We start from the raw sequence: 13,653 nt of genomic DNA on the forward strand, positions 1-13,653 counted from the left end.
CAACGTCATCGGCGCCGTCGGCGAAGTCAACAACGTCAGTAAAACCGACGTTGACATCTCCGAGACGAGCGTGTACGAGATCCGGACGACGCTGCAGAAGTCACCGGGCGCCGGTGACGTCGACCTCGCCGGGCTCTCGATCCAGTACGTCGGCCCGGACGGCTTCGGCAACCTCGTCCACGTCAGCGAGACGAACATCTCCGCGGAGAACGTCTCGAACGCGTACTTCGTGCAGGCGATCACGGCCGAGACTGAGGAAGACACGGTCATGACGAGCGAGAGCGACCGCTACGAACTCGTCATCCCGACCGGGACGAACCTGACAACCGCGGATGCGACCAGTCCCGCAATCCCGAAAACCGAATCGGGGGATCAGGTAGCGACGAAGGAGTACGGGACTGACACCGACATCGAAGTGGACCTCACGAACAGCGAGTACGGTGTCGACAACACCGACCTCGACCTGTTGAAGGAGGGCAACAACGTCGAGTTGACCATCACGACTGAGTCGGGCTCCCAACGGTACGTCAATCTCCAGGTTCCGGATTCCCTGGTCGGTGACGAAGGCAGCACCGTCCAGCTGTAATCCGCCGCGTTCCGCGATTTACTTTTTGCGTCCGCTCGACGAGTACAACAGCGACAGCGATGAGATGACGGACGGTGAGGTAGTCGCCGAAACCCGGGCCGGGGCAGTCGGTTACGACGAGTTCTCCAGCGCCTCGTCGGTGTAGCCGCTGCCAAGAACCGTATTCAGCGTCTTGTTAGCGTCCCATTCGCCGCTGTTGAACTTCTCGACCCATTCGCGTCGAACGAGATAGCCGTCGGGCTGATTTGCGGGGTCGCTCGGGTTCTCGATGTGGGCGTGGACGACCGCACCTTTCTCGCCGTTCTGGGCGACGTACTCGGAGAACATCCGCGTCATCTGTCCGACCTCGCGGACGTGCTGGCGCTGCGGGGGGACGTCTTCGACGTCGTCGGCCCGAGTCCGGTACGAGACTTGAATCGTCTCCTCGTCGCCGTAATAGCGGAACGCGGTGACGTCCAACTGGGAGTGCTCCGGGCCGCTGTTCTCGAGGATGTAGTGGAGTTCGCCGAGAGACGCCTCGCCGTCGTCGTCGGGTTCCGCTGGCTCGATCGAGCGATTGGAGGTCGAATCACCCAGGACCGTGTACCCCACGCCGAGCACGGTTCCGAGACCCAGGCCAGCGGCGCCCACGACCATCGTCCGTCGAGAAATCCCGAGCGAGCCGGAGTCGTCGCTCTCCGAGCCGGTCGGTGGACCGTCGCTGCTCGACTCGCCGTCGTCTTCACTCATGGGCACCGATAAGCCAGGGGCGTATATGTCGCTTGGGACTATTGGGTGGTGAGAGATTGACATTTTAGGCATTGGCTAGAGCGTCTGGTAGCGTAGGTTTCAGTTCGGTCGCGTCCACCAACACCGACTTATGGACACTCCACGTACGTCCGTAACAGTGCCATCGCTGTACGGACTCGAGCGGTCCGGCGACGTCGAGAAGCTCGTGGAGTTGCTCCGCGAGAGTGACAACGAGACCGTTCGGCGGCGCGCAGCTGAGATTCTCGGCGACCTCGACGACCCGGAGTCGAATGGGATCGACGCGCTTGTCGGGGCGATGAGCGACGAGTCCGAGACTGTCCGGGCCGCAGCAATCGACGCGCTCACGCAGCAGGAAGCCGTGGAGGCGCTGATGAAGGGACTGGGACAGGAAGTCCCGGACTCCGGGGCGTCGTGGGCGCAGGCCGAGGCGTTCGTGGAGAACCTCGACTCGGACACCACTGAGTTGCGGATGGCGGCGGCGAACGTACTGGGACTGCTCGGCGTCGAGGAGTCCGCACGACCGCTGGCGAAACGCCTGCAGTCAGAGCCGCATCCCGAGGTCCGCGCGCGCATCGCTCGCGCGCTCGGCCGCGTCGGTGATCCGGCCATCGCGGGCGTACTCGTGGAGTGTCTGTCGGACCAACCGTTGAAGGTCCGACGCGAGGCCGCCGAGGCGCTCGGTCGGCTGAACGGCAAGAAGGCGCTGCAAGGGCTGCTTCGCGTCGTCGACGACGAAAACGAGGCGATGCGACGAACGGCGGTGAGTTCCCTCGGGCAGTTCGAGACCGCGGAACCCGTCGACGCGCTGGTCGAGCGATTGGGGGACGACAGCGACCTGGTGCGGCGGGCGGCGGTGTTCTCGCTCATCGAGATTCTGTCGAACGTCCCACCGGACCGAAGTCACGAACTCCGGGAGACCATCGTCGACCGGATGGCGGCGCGCAGCGACCCGAGCATCGTGGCGTCGCTCGTGGAGATCGTCGAGGAGGGCTCGCAGATCCACCAGCGCCGGAACGCAGTCTGGATGCTCGGCCGGGTCGCCGGTGACAAGACCACGAAGATGGACGCCGTCGAGGCGCTGCGGAACGAACTCGGCGCGGACGACGACTTGCTGTCGCAGTTCGCGGCGACCGGCCTGGCCGAAATCGGCGGTCGATCTGTCGAGACGTCGTTGCTGGAAGTCATCGACACCGACAAGTACAGCGAGGACGCGGTCGCGATGGCGGCGTTCGCGCTCGGGAAAGTCGGCGGCGACCGCTCGCGGCAGCGACTCGAGAAGCTCGTCGAGGACACGGAGAACGCGGAAGTGCGGCGGCGAGCGTTCTCAGCGATTTCGAAGCTCGGCGGCCGGACGTAACCGCGGTGGGCGGATAGTGTGAACGCGGTGAGACTTGAGAATGCGTCACCGTGTAGCGGTTTCAAATCAGAGAATCGCACGCAAAACATTATATGCGCCAGTTGACTACCTACGGACAGCAATGAGCACGGAGGCGTCGCGTCGGGACTCCCACGTCGGTGTCGACACGGACGCAGGCGGGCTCACGGGGGCGGAATGAGCGAGTCAGAGTACAAGATCGCTGACGGTGCCGGAAAGTTCCTGCAGGCGGTCAAGGACGGCCGTCGATTGAAGGACGCGGAGTGGACGAACGGCCGCATCCTGCTGTCGAACAAGCGCATCGTCCTCGCGGGCAACGACGGGAAGCGCAACCTGGCGCTGTCGGAGATTGCGAGCCTGAGCGGCCGCCACGACGTGAACCAGACGGTCGCGCAGGTCAGCGACTACGTGAGCATCCGGATGAACAACGAGAGCGTGGTGCTGGTCTCGATGGGGGAGAACACCGAGCAGTTCGAGACGAAGCTCTACGGCGCGCTTCTCGACCAGACTGAGATGCTCGTGAAGCACCCCGCGGTAAAGGGAGGCGTGGTGACCGACGAGTCCTTCGAGCGCGCGCGGATCAAGGTCGAGGACGAGCAGTTGAGCGTCGCGATGCAGAACGGGTCGTTCGTGTCCGTCGACCTGACAGACGTCGGGTCCGCCGAGGCGGCGTCGCTTGACGTGCAGGGTTCGAAGAGTCCAGTACTCAAAGTCGAACACACGGTCGAGGACGACACCAGTGTGCAGACGTACTTCTCCAGCGACTCGCACACGTGCTCGATCCTGGAGTCACTGCTGAGCAAGGAAGCCCGGAAGAGCAAGGGCTCCGTAGACCTCTCGGAGACGGAGAAGCGCGTACTGATGGCGCTGTACTCGGGCGTGTCGTCGTTCGAGATTCCGGACTTCCTGGGCATGGACGTCGACGAGGTCGAGGAGATCTTCGAGCGTCTGATCGAGGTGGACGTCCTCGAGGAGGTGCGAAAGCGCCGCGAGGTCGCGATGAAGACCCGCGGCCGGAACATCGCCAGCGAAGCGATCAACGAGGAGTAGTCCGGGCGACGCAAGCACGGAGTTGTCCGACCGGAGCGCTGGAACAACGGTTTTGATTCGGGTGCCGCATCGGTCCCGGAGTAGTTCGTCGCGGGGCGGGACCGGGGAGTTTCGTCGCTGGACGGGGTTCAGAAGTTGACGTCTTCGATGTGTTCGCTGACCGCGGCCTGGCCCATGGCGGTGAGTTTGGTGCCGTCTTCGTCGTCCTCGACGAGCCCCTTGTCGATGAGGTTGTTGAGGTGGAAGGTCAGTTGGCTGGCGTCGACGCCGAGGACCGTCGCGAGGTTCGCGTGCGGGCCGCTGGAGTAGATGGCGACGAGCGCCTCAATTTCCTCGTCGGTGAGGTCGACGGCCTCGAGGTCCTGCTTGAGGTGCGTGTACCGGAGGCGGATGAACCGGCCGAGGAGGTTCATGCGGCGACCCGAGTCGAGCGCCAGTTCGGTCGTTATCGGGCCGCTGTCGCCCATGTGGCGGACGGACAGGAGCTGCCGGCTTGTCCCCCCGAGCTCGCGTTCCACGCGCTCGAAGTGCGTCACGGTGGAGATGTCGATTCTGGCGCCGACGTCCCCCGTTATCGCGACCGTTCCGTCCGAGACAGCGAGGCCACCGGATTCGAAGGACTCGTCGGTGATGCGGCCGCCGCGGCGGGCTGGGTGCTTGACGTAGACGTTCGCCCCATTCAGCAGGCCCTTGAACACGAGGACGACGAACCGCTCGACGGTGTCGCCGCCGCCCTCGATGACGGCGACGTGGCGGTCGCCGTTGCGCTCGTAACCCACGGTGACGGTGTCGTCGAAGAACTCCGCGAGGTCCCCGGGCGCCGTCTCGTGCTGGACGTCGAAGACCCCCTTCAGCGGGATCGTCGTCTTGTCGTCTTCGGTGGCGAGCACGATACGGCGCTTGCTCATCACCACGCGACCGCGGACGGGTTCCGCGTGTGTGGCCGTGTTGGGTATGAACGACGTGACGAAGTCCGCGATGGCTGATTCCGACATGTCCGTCGGTTCTCGACAACAGTTCGTCTGTGCGATAGAATAAGCGTTTCTCCTCGTCGGTCAGCCGTCGGCGCTTCAGATGCGCGTCGACCAGCAGTTGCACCCGCACTTACTGGTCAGCCAACAGTCCGCGCCTCGACAATCCAATACCTGGGCGGCGGTCCGATACCCAGACAGACGTTCGGAACCTCGAAAATCCGACTCACTTTCAGAGCCTCGACACTCAGACAGACGCTCGACGGCTAGACCCCCAGAAAGGCGTTCAGAACCTATTCTACGGGTTGCCGTCGGTAGATGCGGATGCGGGGGTCGGCCGCCTCGAAGCCCTCCTTCACGCCACTCGGCAGCGTCTCCGTCTGCCCGAGAACGAGGTGGCCGCCGGGGCGAATGGACGCGCTGACGGTGTCCAGAATCGGTCGTTTGTACTGCTTGTCGATGTAGATACAGACGTTGCGGCAGCAGACGAGGTCGAACCCGGACTTGGGGTCGTCCGTGATGAGGTCGTGGCGCTCGAAGGTCACGAGGTCCTTGACGTGGTCGGCGACCTCGAACCCGCGGTCGCCCTGGCGGTCGACGTACTCCAGGGGGTTGTCGAGGAAGTCCAGTTGGTCGCGGATGTCCGCGGTGCGCGTGCTCTCGTACCGCCCATTGCGCGCGCGGTCCAGTGCGTCCTCGTCGATGTCCGTCGCGAGGATGTCGACCTTCCGCGGGGGGATGCCCGCGTCCAGCGCGAGCATCGCGATGGAGTACGGTTCGCGGCCGTCTGCGCACGCCGCCGACCAGACAGCGACCGACCCGTCGTCCGTCTCGTCGACGAGGACGTCCCGGAGCGCGGTCCAGACTTTCTGGTCGCGGAAGAACTGGGTGACGTTCACGCTGAGCGTGTCCAGCAGTTCCGCGCGCTCGCTCTCCTCGTCCTCGAGAATCGAGAGGTACTCCGCGTACGAGTCGGCGTCCCGCCTGCGCATGCGCGCCGAAACCCGCCGGTCGAGGTACGAGTCGTCGTAGTAACTGGTGGCGAAGTCCGTCTCGGATTCGACGAACCCCAGCAGGCGCTCGAAGTCGCTCAAATCACTTCCACCTCGCTGTCGACACGGTCTATGGTGACGTCACCGCTGGCCGGACAAAAGGACACCGACCTGCCGCTGTTCCCACCGGTCTCGGCGGCGACCAGCGGCACGCCGGCGTCGTCGAGCGCACGCTCGGCGGCTTCGACGTTGCGGTCACCGATGGCTTCCCCCACTGAGATGTCCAGCATAGACGACCCGCCCACGACCTTCGCGGCGACCGTGTCGGGGGACGCTCCGCGCCGGTAGATCGCGGACAGCATCTCGTCGAGGCCGGAGTCGACGTACTTCGCGGGCGTCTCCACGGGCGACGGCGCGGCCGGCAGCATCGCGTGCAGCAGTCCGCCGATGGCGTCGTCCGTGTCGTAGACGCTGACTGCGACACACGACCCGAGGCCGCTGGTGACGAGCGGTCCCTCGCCGTCGAGGACGCGCCAATCCGCCACGCTGACCCGCGTCTTCTGCGCGCCGCTGCTCATTCGCCGCCACCTCCGGCGTCCTCGGGCGGGAACTCCGGCACCGTCTCGTCGCCGGTGAGTTCGCTCGCGATCTCGGCGACGGTGTCCGCGTCCTGGGGGTCCGGGAACGCGCACACGCGGCACGTCACGTCCTCGTCGAGCGCGACAGTCGCGTCGACGACGGCGATGGCGTCCGCGTGCCGGCCGTACGCGGCAGCGACGGTGTCCAGGACCGCGCGTCCGTCGTCGTGGACGTGCGAGGGCGTGGAGATGTCGATGCTGGTGTCGATGGCGTTCGCCCACCCGTCGAGCACGCCGCTGGCGGTGACGTTTCCGAGTTCCGCCACCGCGCTCTGCGCCATCGACGGGTCGTGGTCGCTGCCCGGCAGCATCGCGTCCGCCACGGCTCCCTGCTCGCTCTCGTCGAACAGCACAGCGATGACGGTGTTGAGACCGCCCTCGCTCTCGAAGACCGCGCCCTCGTAGGCCGCGTCGTCGAGCAGCGACGGCACGCGTTCGACGGGCACGAAGTCCAGGTGGGATTCGACGCCGTTCGCGTCGATGCCCGTCATCGCCGCGAGGTGGTCGGCGACGGCGGACGCGCTCTCGGCGGTCAACTGGACGTACGCGGCCAGTTCCCCCGGCGAGAGGGTGACGTCCTCCGAGCCGGCCTCGAGGTAGTCCACGAACGGCTCGACGTCCGGCAGGACCGCGAACCGACACGTTCCGTCGCCGTCTGCGAGTTCGACGTGACTCTCGAAGACGAACGCGGACCCGTCCGCGACTGCGGCGTCCTCCAGGACGCGCGCGTCGTCCTCGACGGGTCGCGGCGGCTGAATGTCGATCGTCGACTCGGCCTGTTCCGCCCAGACGTCCACGAACCCGCTCGTGAGGATGTTCGCGACCTCCGGGAGCGCGCCGCTGCCCATGCCGAGTTCCTCCGCGATGCGGGCGGCGAACGGCTTCTCGTAGGAGACGAGCGCGCGCCCGGAGAGCGCCCCGTCGAACGGCACCTCGATGCGCGTCGACGCGTCACCGAGGAACGACGCCAGTCCCTCGCCGTCGACGAGCGTGGTTCGCGTCAGGTCGCAGTACGCCGGGACGCCGGTGAGCGCCTCCAGTGAGTCCGCCGCGCGAACGCCGCCGCGGTCGCCGGTCTGACTGAACGACGCCAGTGATTCCAGGTCGACTCGCATCTAGATGTCGTTGATCATCGTGACGAACTCCTCGATGTCCGGGAACGAGTAGATTTTCGCCTCGACGTCGGCGTCCGGTGCGTGCAGCGTCGCGTCGAACACCATCGCGATCTCGTGCTCGCCGGGGTCCACGCAGTGCGCGACGATGTCGCTGCCCGAGGCCCGGAAGAGGTTGGGCGTCGAGATGTCGATGGTGCGACCGAGCACGTTCGCCCAGCCGTCGATGAACCCGCTGGTCATGATGTTCCCGACTTCCCGGATCGCGGAGCGTTCCATGTCGCTGTACCCGCCGCCGTCGCCCTCGATGCCGCCCATCATGGTCGACGCGACACGGCGCGCGCTCGCGTCGTCGAAGAGGACCAGCACGGAACCGTGGGGCTGCTCGGTCAGCGGGACGTTGACGCCGACCTGTTTCTGCGTGCCGAGGTGTTCGACGAGGTCCTCGACGTCGAGCACGTTGATCTTCGTGATCTGCATCTCCGTGTCGACGCCGGTGAGCTGGCTGAGGTTGTCCGCCACCGTCGTCGCGCCCTCCCGGGCGAGCTCGTTCACCGTCTGCAACCGTCGAATGTCTATCATCGTGCTCATGGCTTAGAGAGTCGAGACGTCCAGAATCGTGACCACGTCGCCTTCCCCGAGGACCGCCGCGCCCGAGAGGCCGGGGATGCCCGAGAGGATGCCCTCGAAGGGCTTGACGACGACCTCCTCCTGGCCGCGCACGTCGTCGCAGTGGACGGCGACCTGGCGCTCGGAGTCCCTGATGCGGACGAGCATTCCGTCGCCGTTCCTCGTCTCGCCCGGGACGTCCAGCGCGTCGCCGAGCCTGACGAGTGGGTAGACCGTCTCGTCGTACGTGATGACTTCCTCGCCGTCGACGCGCTTGACTTCCTTCATCCGCGAGATCTCGTCGACGGTCTTGATGGGGATGCCGTACTCCTCGCCGCCGCTCTCCACGAACAGCACCTTCACGATGGCGACGGTGACCGGCAGCGTCATCGTGAACGTCGTGCCCTCCCCGGGCACGCTGGAGACGGAGACGGAGCCGTCCAGTCGCGAGACGGTGTCGCGGACGACGTCCATCCCGACGCCGCGACCGGAGACGTCGGTCACTTCCTCGTTGGTGGAGAACCCGGGGTGGAACACGAGGTCCTCGACCTCCGAGTCGGTCAGCTCCTCGACTTCCGCCTCCGTGAAAATGTCCTTCTCGACGGCCTTCCGGCGGACCGTCTCCCGGTCGATGCCGCCGCCGTCGTCGCGCACTTCGATGATGACCTGGTCGCGGTGGCGCTCCGCGGACAGCGTCACGGTGCCCTCGGGGTCTTTTCCGTTGGCTTCCCGGACCTCCGGGGCCTCGATCCCGTGGTCGACGGCGTTCCGCAGCAGGTGCATCAGCGGGTCGCTGATCTCCGTGAGGATGGTGCGGTCGAGTTCGACGTCGTCGCCCTCCACGACGAACTCGATCTCCTTGTCCTGCTCGCGCGCGAGGTCGCGCACGAGGCGCGGGAACTTCCCGACGATCTTCTTCATCGGGACCAGTCGCATGTCCATCACGGTGTCCTGGAGGCTCGCCGAGATCTTGTCCAGTTCGTCGAGTTCGTCCTCGACCTCGCGGTCGCTGCCCTCCATCCCGCGACGGAGCTTGATGCGCGTCGTCACGAGTTGCTCGACGAGCCCGTGGAGTTCGTCCAGCTGGTCGACGTCGACCCGAACGGACTGGATCTCCGTGTCCGTCGACTGGACCGGCGAGCTGCCGTCGTCGCCGTCGGCTCCGCTTCCTCCGTCGTCGCCACCGTCGCCGCCGTCTCCGCCAGCTCCACTTGCGCCGCCTCCGTCGGCTCCGTTCGCGCCGTTCACGTCGCTGGCCTCGGCGGCCTCGCCTTCGCCACCGCTGCTGTCCCGGCTTCCGTCGTCGGCTTCACTGCCTTCGTCGGCTCCATCCCCACCGGCGTCAGCCGTTCCCGCGTCAGCGGCTCCGCCGACGTGGGCGTCCGCTGTCGGGTCCAGCTCAGTGACGGTTGCGCCCGAGAGCTTCGGGAAGTCCTGCACCGTGGCAGCGACGTCCGCTGTCTCGCTCGTGACGACCAGCTCGAAGCCGCCCTCGTAGTTGCCGTCGTTGATGGCGTCCAGACTCGGGTCCGTGCCGAGAATGTCGAAGGCCTCCTCGGCGGCTTCGACGACGAACATCCCGTCGACGGCCTTCATCTGGGAGTCCCCCATCTCGACGTCCACGTGGAACACCCGGTCGTCGACGGCAGCGACCGTTTCGGGGTCGACCACGCCGTACGGATCACTGTCCGGGACGTTCGCAGTGTCCTCGCCCGCCGTTCCGGCAGCGTCACCGTCGACGTCACCGCCGGCGTCAGGTTCGTCTTCCGCCTCCTCGAGGACGGCGCGCACCGACGTCACCGTCCCCGAGACGTCACGGTCGACCTCGCCGGTGGCCTCGATCTCGTCGAGACACGCCTCGATGGCGTCCACGCCCTCGAAGATGCGGTCCATCCGGTCGCCGGTGACCTCGAGGTCGCCCTGCCGCATCGCGTCCAGCAGGTCCTCGACTGCGTGGGCCAGGTCGCTGGCGTCCTCGAAGCCCATCGCGCCGAAGTTCCCCTTCAGCGTGTGGGCGGTCCGGAAGATGGCGTCCATCGCCTCCTCGTCTCCCGGGTCGGACTCCAGTTCCAGCAGCGCGTTGTTCAGGTTCGTTACGTGTTCTTCGCCCTCGCGAACGAACGCTTCTAGGTAATCGTCCATCAGGAACTCCTCCGTATCGAATCAGTGATCGCTTCCGCCAGGCGGTCGGCCGCCAGTACCTCGTCGACGCAGCCCGTCTCGATCGCCCGCTGTGGGATGCCGAAGACCGCGCTGGTCGCCTCGTCCTGTGCTAACGTCCTTCCGCCGGCCCCCTTCACGGCCTCGATGCCGCTCGCGCCGTCCGTCCCCATGCCGGTGAGGACCACGGCGACCAGGGGGTCCGAGATCTTGTCCGCGGCAGACTCCATCGTCACGTCGATGGCAGGCCGCACGCTGTGCTTGCGCTCCTCTTTGTCGAGGCGAACGCGCAAGCGGCCGTTCGAGTACCCCGAGACGCGCATGTGGTAGTCGCCGCGAGCGACCAGCCCCTCGCCGCCGCTGATGCGGCTGCCGTCCTCGGCCTCCGCGATGTCGTACTCGCTGGACCGGTCGAGCCGTTTCGCGAACCGCGACGTGAACTGGTCGGGCATGTGCTGGACGACCAGCACGCGGAAGTCGGCCGCCCGCGGGAGCGCGCCGAGAATCGACTCCACCACGTTCGGGCCGCCCGTCGACGCGCCGATGAGCAGCGTCGGATAGTCGACGTACTCCGCGCTTCCCTCGGGCTCCGGGGTGGCCGTCGTCGACTGCTCGACCCTGTGACCCGCCGTCGGGTCCGCCGCCGCGACGTCCTCGACGGCCGTCACCAGCTCCTCGCTGTGCCCCGAGAGTTCAGTCGAGATGGTTCCGCCCGGCTTCGCGAACGTGTCCACCGCCCCCTTCTCCATCGCCTCCAGGGTCGCGTCGGCGTCCTCGGTCGTCAGCGCGGACAACATCAGAATCGGCGTCGGATGCCGGGCCATGATCTCCTCGGTCGCCTCGATGCCGTTCATCTCCGGCATCTCGACGTCCATCGTCACCACGTCCGGGTCGACGTCCTCGACCTTCCGGACGGCCTGCGTGCCGTTCGCCGCCGTGTCCACGACGTCGATGCCACCGTCGTCCAAGATGTCGCTGATGACCGTCCGCATGAAGTGCGAGTCGTCGACCACCAGCGCTCGCGTCATGCCGCCAGGACGTCCGAGATGGCGTCCATTACGCTCGGCTTCTGGAACGGCTTCGTGATGTAGCCGTCCGCGCCGGCCTTCACGGCCTTCTTCATCTTCTCCTCCTGGCCGATGCTCGTGCACATGATGACGTGGGAGCTCGGGTCGTGCTCCTTGATCTCGGCCGTGGCCTCGATGCCGTCGCGGATCGGCATCACGATGTCCATCATCACGAGGTCGGGGTCGTACTGTTTGTACATCTCGACTGCTTCGACCCCGTTTTCGGCCTCGTCAGCGATCTCGAATTCTTCCTCGAGAATCTCGCGGAGTAAGTTCCGCATAAACTCGGAGTCGTCCACTAGTAGGACCTGCTTCGCCATGATAGCCTCGTTTGGGAAAGGGGCTAATAAAGTCTCCTCACCGATTATCAGCGCTGATTGTCGCCGTTTTCGCCGGCTGCAACCGCGTCGATGAGCCGGTCGATGTCCAGCCACAGCACGAGGTCGACGTCGGCGTCCTCGATGTCGTCGTCCTCCTCGAGTTCCTCGTTCAGCTTCCGGATGACGCCCTTCACGAGGTCGCGTTCCACGGCGGTCGTGCCGATTCGTTCGACGTCCTCGCCGGTGTCGACCTGCGGTTCGGGGTAGCTCGAGACCTCCGTGACCTCCGCGACGCGCAGCCCGATCTTCTGTTTGTCGTCGGCGCGGTCGAGCACGAGAATGTTGTCCGAGGAGAGGTCGCCGTCGATGGAGAGGAACTCCCGCGGGTCGACGATAGCGGTTGTCTCCCCGCGGAGGTCCATCACGCCCTCGACGGCGTCCGGCGCTCGCGGCACGCGCGTGACTTGCTTCGATTCGACGATGCTGTCGACGGCCTGGATGTCGATCGCACAGACCTCGTTGCCGAGTTCGAACTCCACGACGTGGGCGGCGTCCGCCGTCACGCGGTCCGCCTCCTCGAGGTTCATCATGACTCAGCCACGAACAAGCACCGGTAAAACTGTTTCGCGGCGGTTATCAGCGACGACAACGCGAGTGTGGCTCCGCTCCCGTGTCACTTCCGGCGCGGGAACAGCAGCCCGTCCTCCTCAGTTACGGTGTCTACGAGGTCGCGGATGGTGTCGTCAGGGCCGAGGTCGTGGGTTTCGAGGTACGCGATGAGGCGCTCCGTCGGGTACCGGATCTGGACGCTGGACTCAGAGAGCAGGATGCCGAGCGCCTCGTCGACGGGCGTCCCCTCCGAGACCTGCTGTGCGTACCAGACGAGGAGGCCGTCGAACGCGGCGGCGATGTCGTCCGTCGCGAGTTGCTGGTGGTTCACGCGCCGTCCGGACTTCGCCGCGATGCGGTACGCGTAGGGCACGTCCTGTTCGGAGAGTTCGTCCCCCAGCCACCGCTTCACGTCGCGACCCGTGATCTCGGGTTCGGCGTCCCGGGACGCGCTCCCGTCGTCGTCCCTCGTCGAGTGCGTCGCGTCACCAGCGGACTCGTCGGTGGGTTCCTCGGAGGACTCCGACTCGTCGCCCGCGTCCGCGGGCGGCTGCTCCGGGACGTTCGGCTTTCCGTCTGCACCGATGACGTACCGGTCGTCCCCGATGGACGCGACCTCCTCGCGCGCCTCGATGTCGAGTTCGTCCGGGGAGAGGACGGTGTCCTCGGAGTCCTGGTCGCCACCTGAAGCCATGCGTTGGGTTTCACTGCCGTGGCTCTAAAGTCTATCGCGCGTGGTCCGCCGTCTGCGCCGCACTGCGTGCCGGGAGACTGTGGGGTATTCGCCCGCGACGTCCACCTACCTTTTTCGCGACAGGTGTCGAAGACGCTGTCATGTCGTGGTACGCGGTCGAAGCACTCGACGACGCCCTGTCAGACACCGAATCCCTCCTCCTGCCGTTCGACCTCGGGACCTGGGTGCGCCTGGCTATCATCGGCGTGTTCGCGGGAATGTCGCCGCCGCAGGCGCCCACGGTGTCCTGGGACGCGCCGCCGCAGGCGGCCCTGGAGTTCGGCGACAAGGTCACTGACCCGGCGTTCGTCAAGCTCGTGCTCGGAGTGGTCGCCGTGGCGCTCGCGGCGGGGGTCGTGTTCGCGGCCATCGGGTCCGTGATGGAGTTCGTGCTGGTGGACGTGCTCCGGTCGCTGGACGTTCGGATTCTCGACCCATTCGGGGATAGATTCGGGTCGGGCCTGCGACTGCTGCTGTTCCGCATCGGCGTCGGTCTGGTCGTGCTCGTCGCGGTCGCGGGGGTCGTGGTTCCCGCAGTGCTCGCGGGCGTGACTGGCACGCCGCTGCCCCTGCTCGCGCTCGTGTTGACAGTGCCGCTGTTGTTCGTCGTCAGCGTGCTCGCCGCGGCCACGCTGGAGTTCACCACGGCGTTCGTCGTGCCGCTGATGGCCGAACACGGCG

Annotated in this window: 14 protein-coding genes and 1 pseudogene; 4 read left to right on the forward strand and 11 right to left on the reverse strand. The window is 66.2% G+C overall.

What is annotated here, in order from left to right:
• Positions 1 to 586, forward strand: a pseudogene (locus tag GRX66_RS10550) (hypothetical protein); the annotation flags it as partial.
• Between the two features lie 111 nt (positions 587 to 697).
• Here the strand turns inward: GRX66_RS10550 and GRX66_RS10555 are convergent.
• A complete protein-coding gene (locus tag GRX66_RS10555) occupies positions 698 to 1,315 on the reverse strand; it encodes a hypothetical protein (RefSeq protein ID WP_159526523.1) in 618 nt (205 codons plus the stop codon).
• A gap of 157 nt (positions 1,316 to 1,472) precedes the next feature.
• On the opposite strand from GRX66_RS10555, the gene GRX66_RS10560 reads away from it, so the two are divergent.
• Both GRX66_RS10560 and cheF1 read left to right on the forward strand, forming a co-directional pair.
• Positions 1,473 to 2,693, forward strand: coding sequence for a HEAT repeat domain-containing protein (locus tag GRX66_RS10560; RefSeq protein WP_325064064.1), 1,221 nt, complete (start codon positions 1,473 to 1,475; stop codon positions 2,691 to 2,693).
• Between the two features lie 195 nt (positions 2,694 to 2,888).
• Positions 2,889 to 3,761 (forward strand): chemotaxis protein CheF1, encoded by an 873-nt coding sequence (gene cheF1, locus GRX66_RS10565; RefSeq protein ID WP_159526525.1) that lies wholly within the window; start codon positions 2,889 to 2,891, stop codon positions 3,759 to 3,761.
• Between the two features lie 128 nt (positions 3,762 to 3,889).
• Here the strand turns inward: cheF1 and GRX66_RS10570 are convergent, their stop codons facing one another.
• The 10 genes from GRX66_RS10570 to GRX66_RS10615 form a co-directional block, all read right to left on the reverse strand.
• Positions 3,890 to 4,756, reverse strand: a complete 867-nt coding sequence (locus GRX66_RS10570; RefSeq protein ID WP_159526526.1) for a CheF family chemotaxis protein — start codon at positions 4,754 to 4,756, stop codon at positions 3,890 to 3,892.
• A 269-nt stretch (positions 4,757 to 5,025) separates the two neighbouring features.
• Entirely contained in the window at positions 5,026 to 5,826 is an 801-nt protein-coding gene (locus GRX66_RS10575) for a CheR family methyltransferase (RefSeq protein ID WP_159526527.1), read from the reverse strand.
• Complete coding sequence (locus GRX66_RS10580) at positions 5,823 to 6,302, reverse strand: chemotaxis protein CheD (RefSeq protein WP_159526528.1); 480 nt, start codon at positions 6,300 to 6,302, stop codon at positions 5,823 to 5,825. The genes GRX66_RS10575 and GRX66_RS10580 overlap by 4 nt, the downstream gene beginning before the upstream one ends.
• The gene (locus GRX66_RS10585; RefSeq protein WP_159526529.1) at positions 6,299 to 7,477 is read right to left on the reverse strand and encodes a chemotaxis protein CheC; all 1,179 of its coding nucleotides are present in this window, start codon (positions 7,475 to 7,477) and stop codon (positions 6,299 to 6,301) included. The genes GRX66_RS10580 and GRX66_RS10585 overlap by 4 nt, the downstream gene beginning before the upstream one ends.
• A complete protein-coding gene (locus GRX66_RS10590) occupies positions 7,478 to 8,065 on the reverse strand; it encodes a chemotaxis protein CheC (protein WP_159526530.1) in 588 nt (195 codons plus the stop codon).
• Between the two features lie 3 nt (positions 8,066 to 8,068).
• Positions 8,069 to 10,225, reverse strand: a complete 2,157-nt coding sequence (cheA, locus tag GRX66_RS10595; RefSeq protein WP_159526531.1) for a chemotaxis protein CheA — start codon at positions 10,223 to 10,225, stop codon at positions 8,069 to 8,071.
• Positions 10,225 to 11,271 carry a chemotaxis protein CheB gene (cheB, locus tag GRX66_RS10600; protein ID WP_159526532.1) on the reverse strand — a complete coding sequence of 349 codons (1,047 nt, stop codon included), beginning with the start codon at positions 11,269 to 11,271 and terminating at the stop codon, positions 10,225 to 10,227. The genes cheA and cheB overlap by 1 nt, the downstream gene beginning before the upstream one ends.
• Complete coding sequence (gene cheY / locus GRX66_RS10605; protein WP_159526533.1) at positions 11,268 to 11,630, reverse strand: chemotaxis protein CheY; 363 nt, start codon at positions 11,628 to 11,630, stop codon at positions 11,268 to 11,270. Before cheY ends, cheB begins: the two co-directional genes overlap by 4 nt.
• A gap of 47 nt (positions 11,631 to 11,677) precedes the next feature.
• Positions 11,678 to 12,220: a chemotaxis protein CheW gene (locus GRX66_RS10610; protein ID WP_233745457.1), complete on the reverse strand. Its 543-nt coding sequence runs from the start codon at positions 12,218 to 12,220 to the stop codon at positions 11,678 to 11,680.
• Between the two features lie 83 nt (positions 12,221 to 12,303).
• Positions 12,304 to 12,933 (reverse strand): DUF7500 family protein, encoded by a 630-nt coding sequence (locus GRX66_RS10615; protein ID WP_159526534.1) that lies wholly within the window; start codon positions 12,931 to 12,933, stop codon positions 12,304 to 12,306.
• A 140-nt stretch (positions 12,934 to 13,073) separates the two neighbouring features.
• Between GRX66_RS10615 and GRX66_RS10620 the strand changes: the two genes are divergently transcribed.
• Positions 13,074 to 13,653: DUF7544 domain-containing protein (locus GRX66_RS10620; RefSeq protein WP_449271467.1), on the forward strand; the 580-nt coding region annotated here is incomplete at its 3' end.

It is taken from the genome of Halobacterium bonnevillei, assembly GCF_009831555.1.
In the GTDB taxonomy this organism is placed as follows: Archaea; Halobacteriota; Halobacteria; order Halobacteriales; family Halobacteriaceae; genus Halobacterium; species Halobacterium bonnevillei.

Bases quoted from the DNA above. Each gene is read 5' to 3' on its own strand.
- cheY (WP_159526533.1), bottom strand. From the start codon at position 11,630: ATGGCGAAGCAGGTCCTACTAGTGGACGACTCCGAGTTTATGCGGAAC.
- GRX66_RS10570 (WP_159526526.1), bottom strand. From the start codon at position 4,756: ATGTCGGAATCAGCCATCGCGGACTTCGTCACGTCGTTCATACCCAAC.
- GRX66_RS10610 (WP_233745457.1), bottom strand. From the start codon at position 12,220: ATGATGAACCTCGAGGAGGCGGACCGCGTGACGGCGGACGCCGCCCAC.
- cheF1 (WP_159526525.1), top strand. From the start codon at position 2,889: ATGAGCGAGTCAGAGTACAAGATCGCTGACGGTGCCGGAAAGTTCCTG.
- cheB (WP_159526532.1), bottom strand. From the start codon at position 11,271: ATGACGCGAGCGCTGGTGGTCGACGACTCGCACTTCATGCGGACGGTC.
- GRX66_RS10580 (WP_159526528.1), bottom strand. From the start codon at position 6,302: ATGAGCAGCGGCGCGCAGAAGACGCGGGTCAGCGTGGCGGATTGGCGC.
- GRX66_RS10585 (WP_159526529.1), bottom strand. From the start codon at position 7,477: ATGCGAGTCGACCTGGAATCACTGGCGTCGTTCAGTCAGACCGGCGAC.
- GRX66_RS10615 (WP_159526534.1), bottom strand. From the start codon at position 12,933: ATGGCTTCAGGTGGCGACCAGGACTCCGAGGACACCGTCCTCTCCCCG.
- GRX66_RS10555 (WP_159526523.1), bottom strand. From the start codon at position 1,315: ATGAGTGAAGACGACGGCGAGTCGAGCAGCGACGGTCCACCGACCGGC.
- GRX66_RS10590 (WP_159526530.1), bottom strand. From the start codon at position 8,065: ATGAGCACGATGATAGACATTCGACGGTTGCAGACGGTGAACGAGCTC.
- cheA (WP_159526531.1), bottom strand. From the start codon at position 10,225: ATGGACGATTACCTAGAAGCGTTCGTTCGCGAGGGCGAAGAACACGTA.